15 protein-coding genes are annotated in these 21,130 nt (G+C 74.1%); 11 read left to right on the forward strand and 4 right to left on the reverse strand.

From position 1 onward, the window contains the following. Positions 1-218: 218 nt before the first annotated feature. From BOQ63_RS34840 to BOQ63_RS34855, 4 genes are all read left to right on the forward strand, one after another. A complete protein-coding gene (locus BOQ63_RS34840) occupies positions 219-2,465 on the forward strand; it encodes a heavy metal translocating P-type ATPase (RefSeq protein WP_072655568.1) in 2,247 nt (748 codons plus the stop codon). A gap of 365 nt (positions 2,466-2,830) precedes the next feature. Beyond that, positions 2,831-3,895, forward strand: coding sequence for an iron ABC transporter substrate-binding protein (locus tag BOQ63_RS34845; protein ID WP_072655569.1), 1,065 nt, complete (start codon positions 2,831-2,833; stop codon positions 3,893-3,895). Between the two features lie 23 nt (positions 3,896-3,918). Then, positions 3,919-5,481, forward strand: a complete 1,563-nt coding sequence (locus tag BOQ63_RS34850; protein WP_223886123.1) for an ABC transporter permease — start codon at positions 3,919-3,921, stop codon at positions 5,479-5,481. After that, positions 5,478-6,512, forward strand: coding sequence for an ABC transporter ATP-binding protein (locus BOQ63_RS34855; protein ID WP_030290492.1), 1,035 nt, complete (start codon positions 5,478-5,480; stop codon positions 6,510-6,512). The genes BOQ63_RS34850 and BOQ63_RS34855 overlap by 4 nt, the downstream gene beginning before the upstream one ends. Positions 6,513-6,709: 197 nt before the next feature. Here the strand turns inward: BOQ63_RS34855 and BOQ63_RS34860 are convergent, their stop codons facing one another. Beyond that, positions 6,710-7,090, reverse strand: a complete 381-nt coding sequence (locus BOQ63_RS34860) for a VOC family protein (RefSeq protein ID WP_030290491.1) — start codon at positions 7,088-7,090, stop codon at positions 6,710-6,712. A gap of 95 nt (positions 7,091-7,185) precedes the next feature. Then, positions 7,186-8,976, reverse strand: a complete 1,791-nt coding sequence (locus tag BOQ63_RS34865) for a protein kinase domain-containing protein (protein WP_191093611.1) — start codon at positions 8,974-8,976, stop codon at positions 7,186-7,188. A gap of 209 nt (positions 8,977-9,185) precedes the next feature. Here BOQ63_RS34865 and BOQ63_RS34870 point away from each other — a divergent pair, with 209 nt between their 5' ends. From BOQ63_RS34870 to BOQ63_RS34900, 7 genes are all read left to right on the forward strand, one after another. Beyond that, positions 9,186-13,508 carry a hypothetical protein gene (locus tag BOQ63_RS34870; protein ID WP_150476223.1) on the forward strand — a complete coding sequence of 1,441 codons (4,323 nt, stop codon included), beginning with the start codon at positions 9,186-9,188 and terminating at the stop codon, positions 13,506-13,508. Positions 13,509-13,597: 89 nt separating this feature from the next. Beyond that, positions 13,598-14,023 (forward strand): hypothetical protein, encoded by a 426-nt coding sequence (locus tag BOQ63_RS34875; RefSeq protein WP_030290853.1) that lies wholly within the window; start codon positions 13,598-13,600, stop codon positions 14,021-14,023. Further along, a complete protein-coding gene (locus tag BOQ63_RS34880) occupies positions 14,020-14,784 on the forward strand; it encodes a nucleotide exchange factor GrpE (protein WP_150476224.1) in 765 nt (254 codons plus the stop codon). Before BOQ63_RS34875 ends, BOQ63_RS34880 begins: the two co-directional genes overlap by 4 nt. Positions 14,785-14,825: 41 nt before the next feature. Beyond that, positions 14,826-17,402, forward strand: a complete 2,577-nt coding sequence (locus tag BOQ63_RS34885) for an Hsp70 family protein (RefSeq protein WP_150476225.1) — start codon at positions 14,826-14,828, stop codon at positions 17,400-17,402. Further along, the gene (locus BOQ63_RS34890) at positions 17,399-17,728 is read left to right on the forward strand and encodes a hypothetical protein (protein WP_141763875.1); all 330 of its coding nucleotides are present in this window, start codon (positions 17,399-17,401) and stop codon (positions 17,726-17,728) included. Before BOQ63_RS34885 ends, BOQ63_RS34890 begins: the two co-directional genes overlap by 4 nt. A 92-nt stretch (positions 17,729-17,820) precedes the next feature. Further along, entirely contained in the window at positions 17,821-18,060 is a 240-nt protein-coding gene (locus tag BOQ63_RS34895; RefSeq protein WP_030555494.1) for a chaplin, read from the forward strand. Positions 18,061-18,158: 98 nt separating this feature from the next. Next, positions 18,159-19,847: an AMP-binding protein gene (locus tag BOQ63_RS34900; RefSeq protein WP_079183879.1), complete on the forward strand. Its 1,689-nt coding sequence runs from the start codon at positions 18,159-18,161 to the stop codon at positions 19,845-19,847. Between the two features lie 60 nt (positions 19,848-19,907). Here BOQ63_RS34900 and BOQ63_RS34905 read toward each other — a convergent pair whose 3' ends face one another. Next, positions 19,908-20,312 (reverse strand): YccF domain-containing protein, encoded by a 405-nt coding sequence (locus BOQ63_RS34905; RefSeq protein WP_030290864.1) that lies wholly within the window; start codon positions 20,310-20,312, stop codon positions 19,908-19,910. A 185-nt stretch (positions 20,313-20,497) separates the two neighbouring features. Then, positions 20,498-21,130 carry a hypothetical protein gene (locus BOQ63_RS34910; RefSeq protein ID WP_030290866.1) on the reverse strand — a complete coding sequence of 211 codons (633 nt, stop codon included), beginning with the start codon at positions 21,128-21,130 and terminating at the stop codon, positions 20,498-20,500.

Below are 21,130 nucleotides of genomic sequence, written 5' to 3' on the forward strand. Positions count from 1 at the left end.
TGATCAGTGCTGGTCCTCGGTCGCTGGAGCAGTGGCGCCGTCGGCGGTGACGGTGAAGGCGGCGGTGTGGACGGAGGGGTAGCGGGCGGAGCTTGCGGGCAGTACCCCCGGGGGGTATAAAGGAATCCGACGCCCGATACCCCCAGTGGGTATGATGGGCCCGGCCGCGGACGCACCTTCGCACGACCTCGAAGTACCGACTGTCACGAGGAGCAACGATGACCACGCAGGCACCCGCCTCCACGGAGGTGGAACTCTCGATCGGCGGAATGACGTGCGCCTCGTGCGCGGCCCGCATCGAGAAGAAGCTCAACCGGATGGGCGGCGTCTCGGCCAGCGTCAACTACGCCACCGAGAAGGCGAAGGTCACCTTCGAGGGCGAGGTGGAGGTCGCCGACCTGATCGCCACCGTCGAGGCCACCGGTTACACCGCCGCCCTGCCCGAGCCCCCGGCCACCGCCGGCGTCCCGGACGCCGGGCAGGGCGAGCCCGCCGACGAGCTGGCCCCGCTGCGCCAGCGGCTGTTCACCGCGCTGGCCCTGGCCGTCCCGGTGATCGCGATGGCGATGGTGCCGGCCCTGCAGTTCGACAACTGGCAGTGGCTCTCGCTGACCCTCGCCGCCCCGGTCGTCACCTACGCCGCCTGGCCGTTCCACCGGGCCGCGTTCACCAACGCCCGGCACGGCGCCGCGACGATGGACACCCTGGTCTCGCTCGGTACGGGCGCCGCGTTCCTGTGGTCCCTGTGGGCGCTGTTCTTCGGCGACGCCGGGATGCCCGGCATGCGGCACGGTTTCGAGTTCACCATCGGCCGCAGCGACGGCGCCTCCAACATCTACCTGGAGGCGGCGGCCGGCGTCACCGCCTTCATCCTGGCCGGGCGCTACTTCGAGGCCCGCTCCAAGCGCACCGCCGGAGCCGCGCTCAAGGCGCTGCTGGAACTGGGCGCCAAGGACGTGACGGTGCTGCGCGGCGGAGCCGAGGTGCGGATCCCGATCGCCGAACTCGCCGTGGGCGACCGCTTCGTGGTGCGGCCGGGCGAGAAGATCGCCACCGACGGCACCGTGGTCGAGGGTGCCTCGGCCGTCGACGCCTCGATGCTGACCGGCGAGTCGGTGCCGGTCGAGGTGGGGGTCGGCGACAGCGTCACCGGCGCCACCGTCAACGCGGGCGGCCGGCTGGTCGTCGAGACGACCCGGGTCGGCGCGGACACCCAGCTGTCCCGGATGGCCAAGCTGGTCGAGGACGCGCAGAACGGCAAGGCCGCCGCCCAGCGCCTCGCCGACCGGATCTCCGCCGTCTTCGTGCCGATCGTCATCACCCTCGCCGTCGCCACCCTCGGCTACTGGCTGGGCACCGGCGAGGGCTGGACCGCCGCCTTCACGGCAGCCGTCGCCGTACTGATCATCGCCTGCCCGTGCGCCCTCGGCCTGGCCACCCCGACCGCCCTGCTGGTCGGCACCGGCCGCGGCGCCCAGCTGGGCGTGCTGATCAAGGGCCCCGAGGTGCTGGAGTCCACCCGCAAGGTGGACACCATCGTCCTGGACAAGACCGGCACCGTCACCACCGGACAGATGACCCTGCTCGGCGTGCACACCGTCGAGGGCGTCACCGAAGCCGAGGTGCTCCGGCTCGCCGGCGCCCTGGAGCACGCCTCCGAGCACCCGATCGCCCGGGCGATCGCCACCGCCGCCGCCAAGGCCGGCGAACTTCCCGCCGTCGAGGGCTTCGAGAACGTCCCGGGCCTGGGCGTCCAGGGCGTGGTGGACGGCCACGCGGTGGTGGCCGGGCGGGAGGCGCTGCTCAACAAGTGGTCGCAGTACCTGCCGGAGTCCCTGGCCGGGGCCAAGCGCAGGGCCGAGTCGGCCGGCCGCACCGCGATCGCGGTCGGCTGGGACGGCGAGGCGCGGGCCGTGCTGGAGGTCGCCGACGCGGTCAAACCGACCAGCGCCGAGGCCATCGCCGCGCTGCGCGCCCTGGGCCTGACCCCGGTGCTGCTCACCGGTGACAACAGGCTGGTCGCCGAGGCGGTCGCGGCCGAGGTCGGCATCGAGCCGGAGCACGTGATCGCCGAGGTCATGCCGCAGGACAAGGTCGACACCGTCAAACGGTTGCAGGCCGAGGGCAAGGTCGTGGCGATGGTCGGCGACGGCGTCAACGACGCCGCCGCGCTCGCCCAGGCCGACCTGGGCCTGGCGATGGGCACCGGCACCGACGCCGCGATCGAGGCGGGTGACCTGACCCTGGTCCGCGGCGACCTGCTGGCCGCGGCGGACGCCATCCGGCTCTCCCGCCGCACCCTCGGCACCATCAAGAGCAACCTGTTCTGGGCGTTCGGCTACAACGTCGCCGCCCTGCCGCTGGCGGCGGCCGGGATGCTCAACCCGATGATCGCGGGGGCGGCCATGGCCTTCTCCTCGGTCTTCGTGGTCGGCAACAGCCTGCGGCTGCGCCGCTTCCGCTGAGCGGCCCACCGCCACCGCCACCGCCACCGCTCGCCGCCAACGGCCCCGAGGCCCCGGAACCGCCGCCCGGTTCCGGGGCCTCGGTGTGCCCGGCTCAACCTGTGAGTGTCACGCACAGTAGCGGCCGTAGTTAGACCGGAACATGCTATTTCCTCCCCTTGTGCCCGTAATCGGGCGTCGTTTTGCCTGTACTTGGGGTAGCACTCACCGAAGTCCTACCCTGTCGCGACCGGACCGAGATGTGACGCTCCGAAACTTGTTAGGCAAGGCTTCCCTGCCTTAGGTTTTCGTGCCGTCGGGCCGGTGCCCTGCTCATCCGGCAGGCCCGTACGGCCGACCCCCGCCACCCTCGGAGGACCCTCAGCATGCCCGGAACCGCCCGGCCCCTCGCCGCCCTGTCCCTCCTCGCCGCCTGCGCGCTCGCCCTCACCGCCTGCGGCAGCTCGGGCGGCAGCACGGACAGCGCGGCCCCCGCGGCCTCCGGTACGGCGCTCGCCGGCCAGACCGTCACCGTCTACAGCGGCCAGCACGAGCAGACCGTCAAGGCCCTGACCGAGGACTTCACCAAGCGCACCGGCATCAAGGTCGAGCTGCGCTCCGGGGACGAGGCCGAACTGGCCAACCAGATCCTCCAGGAGGGCGACGCCTCCCCGGCCGACGTCTTCTACGCCGAGAACCCGCCCGCGCTCACCGTCCTCGGCGACAAGGGCCTGCTCGCCAAGGTCGCCCCCGATACCCTCAAGTCCGTACCGGCCAACGACAGTTCGGGGCGCGGGGACTGGGTCGGCGTCTCCGCCCGGACCTCCGCCTTCCTCGCGGCCACCGGCAAGGCCGCCGACACCGCGCCGCCCGCCTCCGTGCTCGACCTCGCCAAGCCCGAGTGGAAGGGCCGCCTGGGCATCGCCCCCAGCGAGACCGACTTCGCCCCGGTCGTCACCCAGGTGCTCAAGGCCAAGGGCGAGGACGCCACCAAGCAGTGGCTCAAGGGCCTCAAGGACAACGCCAAGGTCTACGACAGCAACGAGACCCTCTCCGCCGCCGTCAACAGCGGCGAGGTCGAGGGCGGCGTCATCGACCACTACTACTTCTACCGGATGCGCGACGAGAAGGGCGCCGCCGAGACCCACGCGACCCTGCACTACTTCCCCAAGGGCGACCCGGGCTCGCTGGTCGACGTCTCCGGCGCCGCCGTCCTCAAGCACGGCAAGCACCAGGCCGCCGCCCAGGCCTTCCTCGGCTACCTCGCCTCCGCCCCCGCCCAGACCGTCATCGCCGGCTCGGCCAGCTACGAGTACCCGCTGGTCAGCGGCGTGCAGGGCAAGCCCGAACTGCCCGCCCTGGACACCATCGGCACCGTCGCCGACCCGGCACAGCTGGGCGACGGCAAGCAGGCCCTGGGCCTGCTCCAGGACGCCGGCCTGCTCCAGTGACGACCCCCGCGCAGACGACTTCCGTGGGGACGACCCCGGTCGTCGGGCCGAGGCTGCGGCGGCGGTGGCGGGCCACCGGCCTGCTCGCCCCCGTCGCCGTCGCCGTCGTCGCGGTGGTCGCCTCGCCGCTCGGCTTCGTCATCGCCCAGGCCGCGCAGGCCGGTTGGGACCAGACCCGGCGCCTGCTCGGCCGTCCGCTGATCGCCACCCTGCTCTGGCACACCCTGAGCCTGGCCGCCGCCGTCACCCTCGCCACCGCCGTCCTCGGCTTCGGCGCCGCCTACCTTGTCGAACGCACCACCCTGCCCGGCCGCCGCGCCTGGACCGTCGCGCTCGCTCTGCCGCTCGCCGTACCGGAGTTCGTCCGCGGCTACTCCTGGGTCTCGCTGTTCCGCTCCGTCCACGGCTACTGGGGCGCGGTGCTGGTGATGACCTGCTCGCTCTACCCCCTCGTGTTCCTCCCGGTCGCGGCCGCCCTGCGGCACGGCGACGCCGCCGCCGAGGAGGTCTCCCGCTCCCTGGGCCGCGGCCGGCTCGCCACCCTGTGGCGGGTCACCCTCCCGCTCACCCGGCCCGCACTCGCCGGCGGCGTACTGCTCGTCTCGCTCTACCTCCTCGGCGAGTACGGCGCCTTCGCGATGCTGCGCTACACCACCTTCGCCACCGCCGTGTTCACCCAGTACAAGCTCGGCTTCGACGCGGCCTCCGCCTCCCTGCTCACCCTGGTGCTGGTCGCGCTCGCCCTGCTGCTGGTCGCCCTGGAGGCCTGGGCCGGCCGCCAGGCGCGCGTCACCCGGCACGGCGCCCTCGCCCGCCCGGCACCGCCCGCCCGGCTCGGCGGCTGGACGGCGCCCGCACTCCTCGCGCTCGCCGCGCTGGTCGTCGTCTCGCTCGGGGTGCCGCTGTACGCGCTCACGTACTGGCTGATCAAGGGCAGCTCCACCACCCTGCCCTCCGCCTCCGTCCTCGGCGCCACCCTGGCCACCCTCGGGTACGCGCTCGGCGCGGCGCTGGTCGCCACCGCCGCGGCCGTCCCGGTCGCCCTGTACGGCTGGCGGCACGGCACCCGGCCGGCCCGCGCCGTCGAACGGGTCGCCTACCTCACCCGGGCACTGCCCGGCATCGCGGTCGCCCTGTCGGTGGTCTTCTTCGCCGTCCGCTGGGCCCAACCCCTCTACCAGCAGCCGCCGATGCTCGTCCTCGGGTACGTCCTGCTGTTCTTCCCGCTGGCGCTGACCGCCGTCCGTGCCGCCCTCGCCCAGGTGCCGCCCGGCGTCGAGGAGGCCGCCCGCTCGCTCGGCACCCGCCCGCTCGCCGTCCTCGGCCGGATCACCCTCCCGCTGGTGCTGCCCGGCCTGGGCGCGGCCGTCGCCATGGTCGGCCTCACCGCCTCCACCGAACTCACCGCCACCCTGCTGCTGCGCCCCACCGGCACCCAGACCCTGGCCACCCAGTTCTGGGTCTACACCAGCGGTCTCGCCTACGGGGCGGCCGCGCCCTACGCCGCGCTGATGGTCGCGCTGTCCGTGCCCTCCGTCCTGCTGCTGACCCGCCGAAACCTCGGCCGTCCTGGGGAGAACCAGTGACCGGACTGTCCGTCGTCGACCTCCACGCCGCCCACGGGCGCAGCCCGGTCCTGCACGGCATCGACCTGACCGTGCCCGACGGCGCCCTCGCCTGCGTCCTCGGGCCGTCCGGCTGCGGGAAGTCCACCCTGCTGCGGGTACTGGCCGGCTTCCACCCGGCCGCCGCCGGGCAGGTCCTGCTGCACGGCCGCGTCCTGGACGACGGGCGCAGCCGGCTCGCCCCCGAACACCGGGGCATCGGCCTCGTCCCCCAGGACGGCGCGCTCTTCCCCCACCTGAGCGTCGCCGCCAACATCGGCTTCGGCCTGCCGCGCTCCCGGCGCCGCGCCCGCGTCGGCGAACTGCTCGACCTGGTCGGCCTGCCCGGCCTCGGCGAACGCCGCCCGCACCAGCTCTCCGGCGGCCAGCAGCAACGCGTCGCCCTCGCCCGGGCGCTCGCGCCCCGGCCCCGGCTCCTGCTGCTCGACGAACCCTTCGCCGCCCTGGACGCCACCCTCCGCGCCGAACTGCGCCGCGAAGTCGCCGCCACGCTGCGGCAGTCCGGCACCACGGCGGTCCTCGTCACCCACGACCAGGACGAGGCCCTCTCCTTCGCCGACACCGTCGCCGTCCTGCGGGACGGCCGGATCGCCCAAGCCGGCACCCCGCACGAGCTCTACCACCGCCCGACGGACGCCGCCGTCGCCACCGTCCTCGGCGAGGCCAACCTGATTCCCGCCGAAGCCAAGGGAGTTGAGGCCCTGACCGCCTTCGGCCCACTCCCACTCGTCACCCCCGGCGCGACTCCTACGGCCGCGCTCGCCCTGCTCCGCCCCGGCCAGCTCCGCCTCACCGCCGACCCGGTGGACGGCGCGGCCCCGGCCAAGGTCATCGGCAGCGACTTCCGCGGCCACGACCACCGCGTCGAACTCCGCCCGGAAGCCCCCGGACTGCCCGACGTCCTGATCGCCTCCTCGGACCGCCCCTGGCCGGTCGGCAGCGAGACCTACGTGAGCGCGACCGGCCCGGTGCACCTGCTGCCGGAGTCCTGAGCGGGGCCGCACCGTTGGCGCGACGGGGCGGGGCCCGTCGGCTACCGGTCGCGGCGTCGTACCCGCCCGCCCCGGGGCCGACAGGAGCCCCCGCGTCCTCCTCCTGGTGCCCGGGCCGCCCGTCCGAACAGGGCGGACGAGGGTGCGGCAGAGTGCATCAGCTGACGGGCCTGGTGCCCCGATGGCCGTGGACTCCGTCAGAGCGGGTTGAGACGGGCCTTGAGCAGGCAGAACTCGTTGCCCTCGGGGTCGGCGAGCACGTGCCAGGACTCCTCGCCGGTCTGGCCGATGTCGGCCGGGCGCGCGCCGAGGGCCAGCAGGCGTTCGAGTTCGGCCTCCTGGTCCCGGTCGGTGGCGTTGACGTCGATGTGCAGGCGGGGCTTGCCCGGCTCCGGTGCTTCCCGGCGGCTGAGGAAGAGCGTCGGCTGGGCGCCGCCGAAGCCCTCGCGCGGCCCGATCTCGATGCTGCCGTCGTCCTCGCGGCCGAGCACCACGAAGTCCAGGACCTCGCACCAGAACCGCGCCAGCACCTCGGGTTCGCGGCAGCCGAGGACGAGTTCGCTGATGCGACATGCCATGGGACGGAACCTGCTCTCGGTCGGGGGTGCGGCCGCGAGCGACCGTACCGGGCGGGACGTACGGAGGCGAGAGGTTTTCGCGGCCCGCCCGGGGCCTACGCCTCCTCCGGCAGCTCCACCGCCTGCCAGCGGTAGGCCGCGTCCTCCTGCCACACCTGCAGCTCGCCCTCCACGACCGCCGCCAGGCACAGCCGCCAGTCGTCGCCCATGGTGAGCGCGACCCGGGTGGCGGGTCGCAGGGTGGGCCGCCACCAGCGCGGGCGCCGGGAGGCGCCGCCGGCGGGGAGCCGCAGCCGTACGCCGCCCGCGCCGGCCAGGGCGATGGTGGGGCCGCCGCGGTGGCCGACCATGGCGATGCCGAGGGCGGGTTCGCCGTCGCCGATCTCCGTGGCGGTGCCGGGGGCGCCGAGGGTGTGGAGCTGGACGGAGCCGTCCGTGCGCAGGGTGGCGGCCTGGGGTCCGGCGGAGGCGCGGGCGAGCGCCCCGGCGCGCAGGGGGCCGGGCGGGCCGAGGGGAACGGGTGGTTCGCCGGAGCCGGGCCGCCAGCTGAGCACCCGTTCGCGGTGCTCGACCAGGAGCAGCCAGGCGCCGGGACGTTCCTCCTCTGCGGCGAGGACCCGGTCGGCGGGGCAGCCGGGGTGTTCCTGGCCGGTGAGGGTGAGGCCGGGGGCCCAGCGGTAGGAGCGCAGGGCGCCCGCCGCGGCGGTCCACACGGTGAGTTCTCCGGCCGCGCCGACGGCCCCGGCCAGGCCGCTGACCCCGCGGGCCGCCTCCCACCAGCCGGCCGCGGTGCCGACCCAGAGGGTGCCGGAGCGGTCCTCGGCGCAGACCACCAGTTCGCCCTGGCGTCCGGCCCAGCCCGCCGCCAACTCCCGTACGGCGCCGAGGCCCCGGCCGGCGGGCAGGCGGTGGTCGGTGCGTCCGGGCCCGGCGAGGGCGGTGCCGTCGGCGCCGCCGGTGACCACCAGCGGCCGTCCGGCCCGGTCGGGCAGGACGGCCAGGCCCGCGGTGCGCGCCACCGGGCGGTGGGTGCGCAGGAGTTCGCGGCCCCGGGCGGCCCAGGGGCCGAGCGGGAAGGGGCGGCGCTCGGGTTCGCGGGCGAGCGGTTCGCAGGCCCAGCGGGCGAGTTCCTCGCCGTACCCGGCGGCCAGCAGTTCGGCGCGGGCCTGTTCGGCGGCGAGCCGGTGGTCGAGCCGGCCGTGGTCGGGCAGCAGCAGGGTGCGGGCGAGGGTGCCGACCGCGAACAGGTCCTTGGCGGTGGTCGGGAAGCCGCCGACCTGTTCGGCTTCGGGCGGGACGTGGCCGGGGGTGAACACCGCGACGGTGAGGGTGTGGTCGAGCGGCGCGAGGAACGTCAGGTCGATCAGCTTGACCAGGCCCTGGGCGTCGACCAGGACGTTGGCGGGGGAGATGTCGCGGTGCACCCAGCGCTTGCGGTGCAGCTCGTCGACGATCCGGCAGAGCCGGGCCAGCACTTCGGCCACCGCGGCCGGCCCGCCGCGCTGGGCACGGGCCCAGGTGTGCAGCGGGACGCCCTCGACCCACGGCGAGATCTGGTAGCCGAGCAGCCCGCCGGAGGGCGCCGTGCCGGGCCGGTGCGGGGAGGGGCCGAGCAGGAAGCTGGGCACCACCAGGTCGGTGACGCCGAGCCGGTGGGCGTTGTGCGAGACGTCGTCCCAGCGGCCGAGCCAGCGCCGGACCTCGGACGGGTCCCGCTCCAGCATGATCTTCGCGGCGACGAGCTCCTTGATCCCGTTGTGCCCGGTGCGCACGGCCCGCCACACCTCGGCCTCGCCGCCCCGGTGGTGGAACTCCAGCAGCTCGTACTGTTCGGGGTCGAACTCCGGCCCGAAGCGGAGCCCGGGAACCCAACGAGACTCGGACACACGACCCCCGACGCTTCTCACCGCTGTGGACGCGCAGCAGTCCAGCAGCCTGCGCCCGCCCAGGATAGTGCTCATTTCTGTTCGTCGGCCCGGAGGAGGGCCTATTCTGATGGGCGCCCGAGCAACATCACGAAACAACGTCAACTCATGGTCGCACGGGGAATGTTGATCATGGAGTAGGACGCTCTCGAAGCGCAGGGGGACGGTGCATGGCGCAGCTCGCGGTGCTGCTGATCATCGTGGTGGCACTGGCCGGTGTCGCCGCAGTGGTGCTCGCCCGCAGGCGAACCACCCTGGACGCGGCCGGAGTCGCCAAGGCCCTCGGCGCGGCCGCCGAGCAACTCGCGGCCGGCAAGGCCCCGCAGGCCCGCCGCCGCTACGCCCGACTGGCCCGCCAACTCGCCGGCGGGCCCGAGGAACTGCGCACCCAGCGCGGCCTCGCCCTGCTCGGCCAGGCCGAGGCCACCATCCCCACCGGAGACCAGCAGGCCACCCTCGCCCTGCACCGCGAGGCCTTCCCGCTGCTCACCGACCCGGCCCGCCAACTGCCCCGCTGGAGCCTGCTCCGCCTCGCCGAGGAGCGGACACAGGCCCCGGACGGCGACCTCGGACCGGTCCTCGCCCTCCTCCAGGCCACCGCCACCGGCGCCGAACCCGGCGAGGAGGCCGAGACCGCCGCCCGCGCCCGCCAGTGGCTGCAACAGCTGTGCCGCGACGCCCGCCCCGAACAGCGCGACCACGCCACCGCCCGGGCCCTCGCCGCCCTCCCCGGCCAGGACTGGCCCGTGCTCGCCCGCGCCGCCCTGCTGAGCGCCACCGACCGGGCCGCCGAGACCGAACCGCTGCTCGCCGCGGCCGCCCCCCACGGCAGCGGCGAACTCTGGTTCCGCTGGGGCGCCCAGCTGTTCACCCTGCACCGGGACGAACCCGCCGTCGCCGCCTTCGACGAGGCCCTGCGCCGCGGCCCCGGCGAACCCTCCCCGTGGGGCCGCGGACCGGCGCTGCGCACCGACAGCCTGCTCTTCCGCGGCCTCGCCCGGCAGCGGCTCGGCGACACCGACGCCGCCTGGGCCGACCTCGCCGCGGCGGCCGGGGAGAGCCCGAGCGACCCGCGCCCCCGCTACGCCCTCGGCCGGCTCGCCCTGCTGCTCGGCGCCGACGACCAGGCCCGGGAGCAGTTCACCGCCGCCCTGACCGTCCGACCCTCCTTCGCCCCGGCCCGGTTCGGCCTCGCCCTGGTCCACGAGCGGGCCCAGCGGCACGCCGAGGCCGCCGCCGACTACCGCGCCGGCCTCGGCCAGGCCCCCGACTGGCGCCCCGCCCGGGTCCGGCTCGGCGCCGCCCTGACCGCCGCCGGGCAGGCCGCCGAGGCCGAACCGATCCTGCGCGCCGAGGCCGACGACCAGCCGGACTCCCGCTGGGGCCGGATCGCCGCCTACCACCACGGACTCGCCCTCGCCCGCACCGACGACCCGGCCGGCGCCCTGGCCCGCTGGGAGGCGCTGGACGACCCCGAACTGCACGACCGCCAGGCCCTCGCCCGCGACCGGCTCGCCCGCACCCTGCTGACCACCGACCCGGCCGCCGCCCGCGAACTCTGGCAGCGGGCCGCCGCCGAACACCCCGCCGCCCCCGGCTACCGCCTCGCCCTGCGCGAGGCCGCCCTGCGCGAGGCCGCCCACCTGCTGATCACCGGCCGCGACCACGCCGAGGCCCGCGAAGCGGCCGCCGCCGCGCTCGCCCTGGCCGACACCCTGCCCGGCGCGCTCACCCACCGGCAGGCCCGGCTGCGCGCCGCCCTCGCCCTGGCCGGGGGCTCCACCGACCAGGTCACCACCCTGCTCGACGCCGCCGGCGGACTCCGCGACCGCTACCACCTGGCCGCCGCCGCCCTGCTGGCGGGCCGTCCGGTCCAGACCATCGCCCTGCTCGGTCCGCTCGACCCCGACCCGGCCGGCGACCCGGCGCTCGCCCGGCTGCGCGCCCTGCTCGCCGAGCGGGCGGGCAACTGGGGCGCGGCGCTGGACTGGTACCGGCACTTCCTGAGCGCCGGTACGGCAGCGGGCGGTGCGGGCGGCGCGGGCGCCTTTGGTACGGGCCCCGTCGGTTCGGGCGGTGCGGGCGGCGCCGGGGCCGTAGGTACGGGCCCCGTCGGGACGGGCCCGGTGCAGCCCGCCGGGTCCGCGCACCCCGCCGGTGACGCGCCGACCCAGGTGGTCGGTCGGATCCCTTCACAGCCCGCCCCCGCGTCCGCCGCCCCCGCGTCCCCCGCCCCCGCCGCTCCCGCCGGGGACTGCGCGGCCTGCGACCGCCCCGCCACCGGCGCCTGCGGCGGCTGCGGTCGCGAGGCCTGCGCCGACCACCTCCACGCCCCCGCCGGGGCCGCCTCACCGCGTTGCATACGCTGCGCCGGCCCCGCCCTGCGCGCCGTACTGGACTGCGCCCGCCGGGCCGGCACCGCCGAGCAGGCCGAACCCGTGCTGGCGGCCTGGGCCGAGGCGCTCGGCGACAGCGACGCCGCCGCGCCCGTACGGCTCGACCTCGCCCTGCTGCGCGCCGAACTCGGCCGCCTCGACGAGGCACTGGCCGACCTTCCGGCCGACGCCGCTGCCGCCCGGGCCGCCGTGCTGGTCCGCCGGGCCGGTGCCGCCCTGGCCGCCGAGCAGCCCGGCCACGCGGCCGGTGATCTGCGCCAGGCGCTCACCCTTGCGCCCGGCCATCCGCAGGCCGCCGGGGCGCTGGTGCTGCTGGGCGAGCACGAGGCCCACCAGCACGCTGCCGAGGGCCGCCACCGCGAGGCGTACCGGGCCTACCGCGAACTGCTGCTCAAGGACCCGGCCCACCCCCGGCTGCTGCACGCGCTCGGCCTGGCCGGCTACCGGTTCGCGGCGGCCGCCGAGGCGCCGGACGAGCAGGTCTGGGCCTGGACGGTCGGCTGCCTGGTCGCCGCCCTGCACCGCGAGGAGCTGTGGGCGGAGACCGCCCGGATCACCGGCCGCCCGGCCGAGCCGCAGCGGACGGCCGCCGCCCGCGCCGCGCTCTCCGAGCGCCTCCGCGAGGACCTGCGCGCCCTCGACCGGGCCGCGGGCCGCAGCGGCGACGAGGTCACCGCCTGGACGCTGCGCCTGGGCATGGAGGCCCACGCCGCGGACGCCTTCGCCCAGGAGGACGTCCGGATCACCCTGCCCGGCTGCCCCGCGCGGCGCCTGGTCGTCGGCCCCGTGCTGGACGGGCTGCTGCGCGCGGAGCCCGAAACCGCCGCCTGGGCCGAGGCCTTCGAGGAGGCCGTACGGACGTGGCGTCGCCCCACGGGCCCCGACGCGTCCGCGCCCGTGCCCGCGCTCACCCGGGCCCTGACCCTGTTCGGCGCGCTCGGCCCGCAGCAGTACCTGCACCTCCAGGGCCGTCAGGCCGCCGCCGTCGCCGCGCTGGACACGGTGGCCGAGGGCGACCGCGACGCGGCCTGGGAGGCGCTGCTCCGCGCTGCGCTCGTCAGCCAGGCCCGCGAGCACCACCGCAACCAGGACTGGCGCGAGGCGCTGGAGTGCCTCACCCGGGCCAGGACCGTACCCGGCCTCGTGCTGCCGGCCGACACGGCCCGGATCGCCGCCGAGTCCGGCGTACGGGCCGCCCGCGCCCTGCTGAAGAGCACCGTGGACGACCAGGCGGGCGCCGCCGAACTGCTGGAGAAGGCGTACGCGCTGGCGCCGGACGACCCCGAGGTGCGCGGCGACCTCGGCGCGACCTACGCCCAGTGGGCCCGCAAGATCAACAACGAGGAGAAGGACTATCCCCGCGCCCTCGAACTCCTCGCCAAGAGCCTCGAACTCGCCCCCGGCGACCCGACCGCCAAGCACTTCCTGCAGGCCGCCCTCGGCAACCGGGCCGGCCAGCTCAGCCGCGTCGACGCCTCCGACGAGGAGCTGACCGAGGCCGTCGGACTGTGGAAGCAGCTGATCGACCTCAGCGACGACCCGGAGCACCGGCACGGCATGGCCTTCGTGCTGCGCCAGCTCGCCCGCTCCGCCGCCTTCGCCGACGACCGGGCCCGCGCCACCGGCAACATGATCCAGGCGCTGCTCTGGGACCCGGACTGGGAGGGCGACGCCGGGAGGGAGGCCGACCGCCGGATCTCGGTCATGCTCGCCAACCACGTCATCGACAACATGCGGGACGAACCGTTCGCGGCCCAGGCCGACATGCTCAAGAAGGCCATGTCCTACGACGACTCGACCGACATCCGCCGGCTGATGGTCAGCGTCTGGCGCGGCGAGGCGATCACCCACTTCGAGGCCCGCCGCTACGCCGTCGCGGTCGGCCTGCTGGAGGAGGCGCTCGCCCTGGCCGCCAGCCCGGCGGACAACACCAAGCTGCACGGCGAACTCGCCGTGGTCTACAGCTCCTGGGCCGTCGCCCAGGCCAACGCCCGCGACTACCACCTGGCTCAGGCGGCGATCGAAAGGGCTGTCTCGCACAACCCGCGCGACCGCGAACTGCGCGCCCTGCAGCAGCGCATCGCGAAGCTCAACTGAACGCAACCGCGCGACGATCGGTGCCGTCGCACCCGGCAGAACGGAGCGCGCACCCGAATCCCGAGCCGTGAGGAGAGAGACCGCCCGCCATGCCACTGCACGAACCGTCGCCGTACGAGGTCCTGGGCATCCCGCTCACGGCCGGGGTGCGCGAGATCAACCTCTCCGTCGGGAAGGCGCTGAAGGCGGGCCGGTACAGCCGCCAGCAGATCCAGGACGCGGCCGCGCTGCTGCGCAACCCGGACCGGCGCCTGGAGGTGGACCTCCAGCAGCCGCTGCCGCCCGAACCGGTCGACCAGGCCGCCGACCTGCTGGCCCCCGCGCTCGCCGAACCGCTCCTGGTGATCGACCGCCCCGGGCTGCCCCCGGCCCCGGCACTGCTCGCGCTGCACCGGGCCGAGGCGGCCGCCGACTTCGCCGAGCCCGCCCCCGGCGGCGCCGACCCCGAACCCCCCGTCCCCGCCCGCTACGCGGCCGACCTGTCCGTGCTGCCGCAGATCGAGGTACCGGAATGACCGACGCACCGACCGCATCCGTACTCGACGGCCACCGGCCGCTGGAGGTCCCGCCGGGGGTCGAGTCCGTCGACCTGGAGGCCAAGTTCACCCAACTGCTCTTCCGGGCGTCGTTGTTGGGGAACAAACTGACCGAGCAGAAGCAGCAGGCCCGGGCCGCGCAGCGCGAACTGCTGGGCGTGCTGGTCGAGGTGGACGACGCGCTCGCCGCGCTCGGGCTGGACCGCGAGCTGGTCGCGCACGGTCGCGGCGCCGGGCTGGAGGCGACCCGTCGGCGGCTGCTCGGCCGGCTGGCCAAGGCAGGGGTGAAGCCGATGCGGCTGGAGGGGCTGGCGGCGGACCCGGCGCTGACCGAGATCGTCGGCACCGAGGTGCGGCCGGGGGTGGCGCCGGAAACGGTGGTGCAGACGGTGGTGACCGGGTTCTTCTGGGAGCAGGAGGTGCTGCGCCGGGCCCAGGTGGTGGTCGCCGCACCGGAGTCGGCGCTGCGGTCGGCCGAGGACCCCAGGGTCGAGCTGATCGAGCCGCAGCAGCCCGAGCAGGCGGAGAAGCCCCAGCGGCCCGAGCAGACGGAGAAGCCCGAGCAGGCGGAGCACCTCGAGAAGCCGGAGAAGCCCGGGGAACCGGAGGCCGCCGAGCCCGGGCCCGCACCCGCCGAGCCCGCAGCCGCCGAAGCCCCGGCCAGGCCGGTCCCGCCGAGGGCCCGTCGCCAGGCCAAGGCGCCGGGCCGGCCGGCCAAGCGGGCCAAGCGCAAGAAGTAGCCAGGACGTAGCTGGACCACGAGGGGCAAGAGGGGAACGACATGTACCGCACACTCGGCATCGACCTGGGCACCACCAACTCGGTGGTGGCCCACCTCCGCCGGGGCGAGCCGGAGATCATCTTCAACCGGCAGAACCAGGAGGCCACGCCCTCCGTGGTCGGCAGCGGCCGCAAGGGCGAGCTGCTGGTGGGCTCGACCGCGCGCAGCCGGATCGCCATCGACGGCGCCAACGTGATCCGCTCGGTCAAGCGCTTCATGGGTCGCAAGTTCAAGGACCCGCAGGTGCAGGCGGCCCTCAAGGAGGTCGACTACAAGGTCACCGCGGGCACCGACGGCGACGTCAACGTCTGGTTCAACGGCCGCTCCTACACCCCGATCGAGATCTCCGCGATCATCCTGCACCGGCTCAAGCAGGACGCCGAGCAGCGTCTCGGCGAGCCCTTCCACCGGGCCGTCATCACCGTCCCCGCCTACTTCGGCGAGCGGCAGGTCGCCGCGACCCAGGAGGCGGGCCGGATGGCCGGCCTGCACGTGCTGCGGATCATCAACGAGCCGACCGCCGCCGCGCTCGCCTACGGGCTCGCCAGCGAGGCCGGTGACGAGGGCCGCACCGTCCTGGTGTACGACCTGGGCGGCGGCACCTTCGACATCTCGATCCTGCTGCTGGTGCCCGGTTCGGTCTCGGTGCTCGGCATCGAGGGCGACAACCTGCTCGGCGGCGACGACTTCGACCGCGCGATCACCACCGCGCTGCTGGAGGACATCCGCGAGGAGTACGGCTCCGACTACCAGCCCGACCTGCGCGACCGCCCGAAGATCGCCTCCACCGCCGAGACGGTCAAGATCGAGCTCTCCAACCAGCAGTCCTCCGAGGTGATCCTGCCCGGCCTGGGCGCCGGACAGCTGGTGCTGGAGACGGAGTTCGAGCGGGCCCGCTTCGAGGAGCTGATCGAGGCCCAGATCGAGCGGACCATCGAGCTGACCCACAAGGCCATCATGCAGGCGAACCTGACCGTCGGGGACATCGACGAGGTGGTGCTGGTCGGCGGCTCGACCTCGATCCCGCTGGTCGAGCGGCGGCTCGGCGAGGTGTTCGGCACCCGCCGGATCAAACGCGGCGTCAACCCGATGCAGTGCGTGGCGCTCGGCGCGGCCGTGCAGTCCGCGCTGGTCGGCGAGGTGGAGTGCCCCGAGTGCCGTGCCCCCGGGGACCTCTCGGCCTCCAACTGCGCCAACTGCGCGACCTCCCTGCTCGGCGGCGAGCGCGTCTCCTGCCCGACCTGCCACGTCCCGGTGGACGCCGAGGCCTCCGAATGCCCCAAGTGCGGCCAGGACATGGCCGGTTCGGCCACGGTCGGAACGGGCGCGACCGTCCCGGAGCAGTCCCGGTCCACCACCGTGGTGCGCGGCGACAACTGCCCGCGCTGCGGCACCCCGGCCGCCCCGGGCGTCACCGCCTGCGAACTGTGCGGCGAAGCGCTCAACTCGGCCGCCCCCGGCCACACCAAGGTGGCGACCACCGCCGCCGAGGACGTCGGCCTGCGCTGCGCCTCGTGCAGCAGGGTCAACCCGCCGGGCAGTGAAGTCTGCGCGGGCTGCGGGGAGTTGATGCAGGTCACCAACCCCTTCGACATCACCCCGAAGAACCTCGGCATCGAGCTCAACGACGGCCGGCTGGCCGTCATCATCCCCAAGAACACCAGTTACCCGACCAGTTCGCCGGTCAGCCGGGAGTTCGTGGTCTCCGGCAGCGGCCGTCAGCGGCTGGAGATCGCGGTGTACGAGGGCGAGCACGAGATCGCCCAGCAGAACGAGCTGATCGGTCACCTCACCCTGCGCCTGCCGGAGGGCCTCGGCGGCCGCACCCCGGTCGAGGTCTCCTTCGGCCTCGACCGCGACCGCACCATCACCCTGTCGGTGCGGATCCAGGGCGGCGCCGAGAAGACCGTCAAGCTGGAGCGGGTCACCCTCGACCCGGAGCTGAAGGTGCAGGTCGAGGAGCAGCAGCGGCAGATCGAGACCTTCACCGACCGCTGGGGCGGGGAGCTCACCGAGGCCGAGATGCGCGAGGCCCAGCGGCTGATGGACGCCCTGGACGACCTGGCGGCCGGGCAGACCCGCGGTCAGTCGGTGGACGAGGCGCTGGAGCGGGCGCAGCGCCAGCTCAAGGCCCAGCGCTGGGTGCGCGGCTCGGAGGCGTACCTGAGCCTGTTCATCCACTACTGCGAGAAGCACCTGGACCCGAGCGACCTGGACCGGCTGCGCTCGGTGGCCGCCGAGCTGCGGCTGCGCCGGGAGGCGGCCGACTGGGAGGGCGCGATGCGCGCGGCCCAGAAGGCGGACGAGCTGTGCGACTCGCTCGGCCACACCTTCCGGATGCTCACCATGTGCAACGTCTACGTGAGCCAGAACATGATCTCCCCGGCCCTGGCGCAGCGGATCATGGCGGAGCTGCGCGGGCTGGACGACGCGGTGGAGGCGCCCAACATGGAGGCGGTCAACACCCACATGTCGAACCTGCTGGCCCTGTACGCGCAGGCGCAGCGCGAGCTGGGCAGCGAGCCGGCCGCCGAGTCGCTGGGCCCGGTCCGTCCGGAGGAGGCCGGTCCGCGATGAGTGCCGCGACGTCTGTGGAGGTGCTGTGTCCGCTCTGCAGGGTGCCGGCGGACCGGGAGTCGCTGGGCTGCCCGTCCTGCCGGGAGGACCTCGGCGTGCTGTTCCGGCTGCGTTACTCCGCTCGGATCGACTACAACCGCGCGCTGGAGGCGCTGGCGGCGGGTGACGGGGCGCTGGCGCTCGGCCTGCTGCACCGCGCGGTGGCGGCGGAACCGGGGCTGGAACCGGCCCGGGAGCTGCTGGAATCACTGAGCGTGTCCGGGCCCGCGGGGTCGGCGTCGGGGTCCGCGCCGATGGCGTCGGAGCGCGACACGCCCTCTGAATGACCAATTCGGACGCTCGCGGCCTGCTGTCGCGTTCGATCGGTGCGAGTGTGATCGTCACACGGACGTTTGCCACCCTCACAAGGAGTCACGCAATGCGTATTCGCACCACCCTCGCCGCCGCCGCGCTCGCCGCGGTGGCCGTCCTGGCCGGTGCCGGCACCGCCGCCGCGGGCGACGCGACCGCCAACGGTGTCGCCGCCAACTCGCCCGGTGTGCTCTCCGGCAACCAGATCCAGTTCCCGATCAACTTCGAGGCCAATTTCTGCGGCAACACGATCAACCTGCCCGGGTTCCTCAACTCGACGGCGGGCAACGTCTGCATCAACGGCTGACCCGTGCGCCGGGGCCGCCCGTCGGATCCGACGGGCGGCCCCGGCGCCGTGTCGGTACCCCCGTTCGGGGGTGGCGGCGCGGGCCCGGGACCGCGACCATGGTGGCCGTCCCGCACCGCCGCACCGCCGCACCCAGGAGCCAGCCCGTGCCGACCACTCCGACCCCGCGCAGCTACGCCTCCGGCACCTCGGACGTCCCGCTGCTCGGCGACACCATCGGGGAGAACCTGGACCGCGCGGTGCGCGCCTTCCCCGACCGTGACGCCCTGGTCGACCGCGCCACCGCCCGCCGCTGGACGTACGCCGAACTCGCCGCCGACGTCGACGCGCTGGCCCTCGGCCTGCTGGAACTCGGGATCGCCAAGGGCGACCGGGTCGGCATCTGGGCCCCCAACTGCGCCGAATGGACGCTCACCCAGTACGCCACCGCCAAGCTCGGCGCGATCCTGGTCACCGTCAACCCGGCCTACCGGGCGCACGAGCTGGAGTACGTGCTGAACCAGGCCGGGATCCGGCTGCTGGTCGCCGCGGAGAGCTTCAAGACCTCCGACTACGCCGGGATGATCGAGGAAGTCCGGCCGCGCTGTGCCGGGTTGGAGCGCGTGGTGCTGCTCGGCGGCCCCGCCTGGGACGGCCTGCTGGCGGCCGGACGCAAGGCCGGTCCCGCCCTGCTCGCCGACTTCGCCGAACGCCAGGGCGAGTTGGCGCCGGACGACCCGATCAACATCCAGTACACCTCGGGCACCACCGGCTTCCCCAAGGGTGCCACCCTGTCGCACCACAACATCCTCAACAACGGTTACTTCGTCGGGGAGTTGCTCAACTACACCGAGCAGGACCGGATCTGCGTCCCGGTGCCCTTCTACCACTGCTTCGGCATGGTGATGGGCAACCTCGCCGCCACCTCGCACGGCGCCTGCACGGTCATCCCGGCCCCCTCCTTCGAACCGGGTTCCACCCTGGCCGCCGTCGCCGCCGAGCGCTGCACCTCGCTGTACGGCGTGCCGACCATGTTCATCGCCGAACTCGCCGACCCGGACTTCGCCCGCTACGACCTCGGCAGCCTGCGCACCGGCATCATGGCCGGCTCGCCCTGCCCGGCCGAGGTGATGAAGCAGGTCATCGAGCGGATGGGCATGGCGGAGGTGTCGATCTGCTACGGGATGACCGAGACCTCGCCGGTCTCCACCCAGACCCGCACCGACGACCCGGTCGAGCGCCGGGTCTCCACGGTCGGCCGGGTCGGCCCGCACCTGGAGGTCAAGGTCGTCGACCCGGCCACCGGCCGCACCGTCCCGCGCGGCGAGCCCGGCGAGCTGTGCACCCGCGGCTACTCCGTGATGCTCGGCTACTGGGACGAGCCCGAGCGCACCGCCGAGGCCGTCGACGCGGCCCGCTGGATGCACACCGGGGACCTCGCGGTGATGGACGGGGACGGCTACCTCGCGATCACCGGCCGGATCAAGGACATGGTGATCCGCGGCGGCGAGAACCTCTACCCGCGTGAGATCGAGGAGTTCCTCTACACCCACCCGGACGTCCTGGACGTCCAGGTGATCGGCGTCCCCGACCCGAAGTACGGGGAGGAGCTGATGGCCTGGATCCGGATGCGCGAGGGCGCCGAGCCGCTCACCGCCGAGGCCGTGCGCGCCTACTGCGAGGGCCGGCTCGCGCACTTCAAGGTGCCGCGCTACGTGCACGTGGTCGAGGAGTTCCCGATGACGGTCACCGGCAAGATCCGCAAGGTCGAGATGCGGGAGATGGCCGTCCGGATCCTCGGCCTCTGACCTGCCCGAACGCCGAACGGCCCGCCCCGTGGGAGGGGCGGGCCGTTCGGCGCTGCGCGGTCAGTACCGCGCGCCCCAGACCTGGTCGGTGGAGACGATCTCGCGGCCGAGCGGCATCAGCGAGACTGGGATCATCTTGAGGTTGGCCCAGCCGAACGGGATGCCGATGATCGACAGGAACAGCGGGATGCTGGTGATCAGGTGCCCGAGTGCCAGCCACCACCCGGCGAAGACGAACCAGATCACGTTCCCGACGCAGGACGCCGCCCCGGCGTCGCGGCGCTCGACGGTGGTCCGCCCGAACGGCCACAGTATGAACCCGGCGATCCGGAACGAGGCGATGCCGAACGGGATGGTAATGATGAGCACGCAGCAGATGATTCCGGCGAGCACGTAGGCAAGAGCCATCCAAATGCCGCAGAAAACCAACCAGATGACATTGAGGATGAACTTCACTGCACTCATGCTTGGTACCTTCTCACGGCTGATGACATGGAACTACGACCGTGCCATGCCCACCGGCGAGCGTGTCTACGCCCTTAGGGGCCGTTCCTCAGGGACGGCTCCGGGTCGTCGCCTCGGCACACTGCTCCGGGGCCGTCGGCGTTGTGTCGACGGCCCCGGAGCGGCATTGGCGGACTGCGGCCCGACTACTCGGTGACTCCCAGGCTGAGTGTGCCGCCGTCGGGAAGATTGTGGATCTGCTGGGCGATCGGGCCCCTGATCCGCATCGCTTCGCCCGCATCCCGGACGACGACGTTCTCGAAGCTGTAGTCACCGCCCGCAACGAAGAACTGGAGCGGCACGAGACGCTGCTCGGGGGCGAGGGCGCCGTTCTGCTTCTGGAACTCGTAGGCGAAGGACGCGGCGGCGTTCACGTCCGGGTCGCTCAGCAGCCAGGCGGCCCAGTCGTTCAGGCTGCTTCCGAGATCTTCTGTCTCTGCGGTCTCGGGATCGAAGGTGACAACGCGTTCGCCGCCGACGATCGCGAACTGGGTGCCGAAGAGGTCCTGACCGAAGCAGAGGACGTTGTCGGCCAAGCCGCCGTACGTGCTCTTCCACAGCTCGTCAGAGTTCCAGGAGAGGAGGTCGGGCCCCAGCCCTTCTTCCCCGGCCCGGAAGACCTGGATGCCCGCGTTGAAGGCGAAGAAGCCGTTCATCCGGCCGAGCGCGACTCCGAGCTCGTGAAGCGGTCCGGTCTCGTGGCCGAAGTCGATTTCGATCGCCGGGCCCATCGGGCCGCGGGCGCGGCCGATCAGCTGGTCCAGGGGGCTGTCGGACAT

Origin of the sequence: Streptomyces viridifaciens, from assembly GCF_001888885.2 — a bacterium.
In the GTDB taxonomy this organism is placed as follows: Bacteria; Actinomycetota; Actinomycetes; order Streptomycetales; family Streptomycetaceae; genus Kitasatospora; species Kitasatospora aureofaciens.

Excerpts from the sequence above, each read along its gene's own strand:
- BOQ63_RS34840 (WP_072655568.1), top strand. The coding sequence starts at position 219 with ATGACCACGCAGGCACCCGCCTCCACGGAGGTGGAACTCTCGATCGGC.
- BOQ63_RS34845 (WP_072655569.1), top strand. The coding sequence starts at position 2,831 with ATGCCCGGAACCGCCCGGCCCCTCGCCGCCCTGTCCCTCCTCGCCGCC.
- BOQ63_RS34860 (WP_030290491.1), bottom strand. The coding sequence starts at position 7,090 with ATGGCATGTCGCATCAGCGAACTCGTCCTCGGCTGCCGCGAACCCGAG.
- BOQ63_RS34870 (WP_150476223.1), top strand. The coding sequence starts at position 9,186 with ATGGCGCAGCTCGCGGTGCTGCTGATCATCGTGGTGGCACTGGCCGGT.
- BOQ63_RS34875 (WP_030290853.1), top strand. The coding sequence starts at position 13,598 with ATGCCACTGCACGAACCGTCGCCGTACGAGGTCCTGGGCATCCCGCTC.
- BOQ63_RS34880 (WP_150476224.1), top strand. The coding sequence starts at position 14,020 with ATGACCGACGCACCGACCGCATCCGTACTCGACGGCCACCGGCCGCTG.
- BOQ63_RS34885 (WP_150476225.1), top strand. The coding sequence starts at position 14,826 with ATGTACCGCACACTCGGCATCGACCTGGGCACCACCAACTCGGTGGTG.
- BOQ63_RS34890 (WP_141763875.1), top strand. The coding sequence starts at position 17,399 with ATGAGTGCCGCGACGTCTGTGGAGGTGCTGTGTCCGCTCTGCAGGGTG.
- BOQ63_RS34895 (WP_030555494.1), top strand. The coding sequence starts at position 17,821 with ATGCGTATTCGCACCACCCTCGCCGCCGCCGCGCTCGCCGCGGTGGCC.
- BOQ63_RS34900 (WP_079183879.1), top strand. The coding sequence starts at position 18,159 with ATGGTGGCCGTCCCGCACCGCCGCACCGCCGCACCCAGGAGCCAGCCC.
- BOQ63_RS34905 (WP_030290864.1), bottom strand. The coding sequence starts at position 20,312 with ATGAGTGCAGTGAAGTTCATCCTCAATGTCATCTGGTTGGTTTTCTGC.
- BOQ63_RS34910 (WP_030290866.1), bottom strand. The coding sequence starts at position 21,130 with ATGTCCGACAGCCCCCTGGACCAGCTGATCGGCCGCGCCCGCGGCCCG.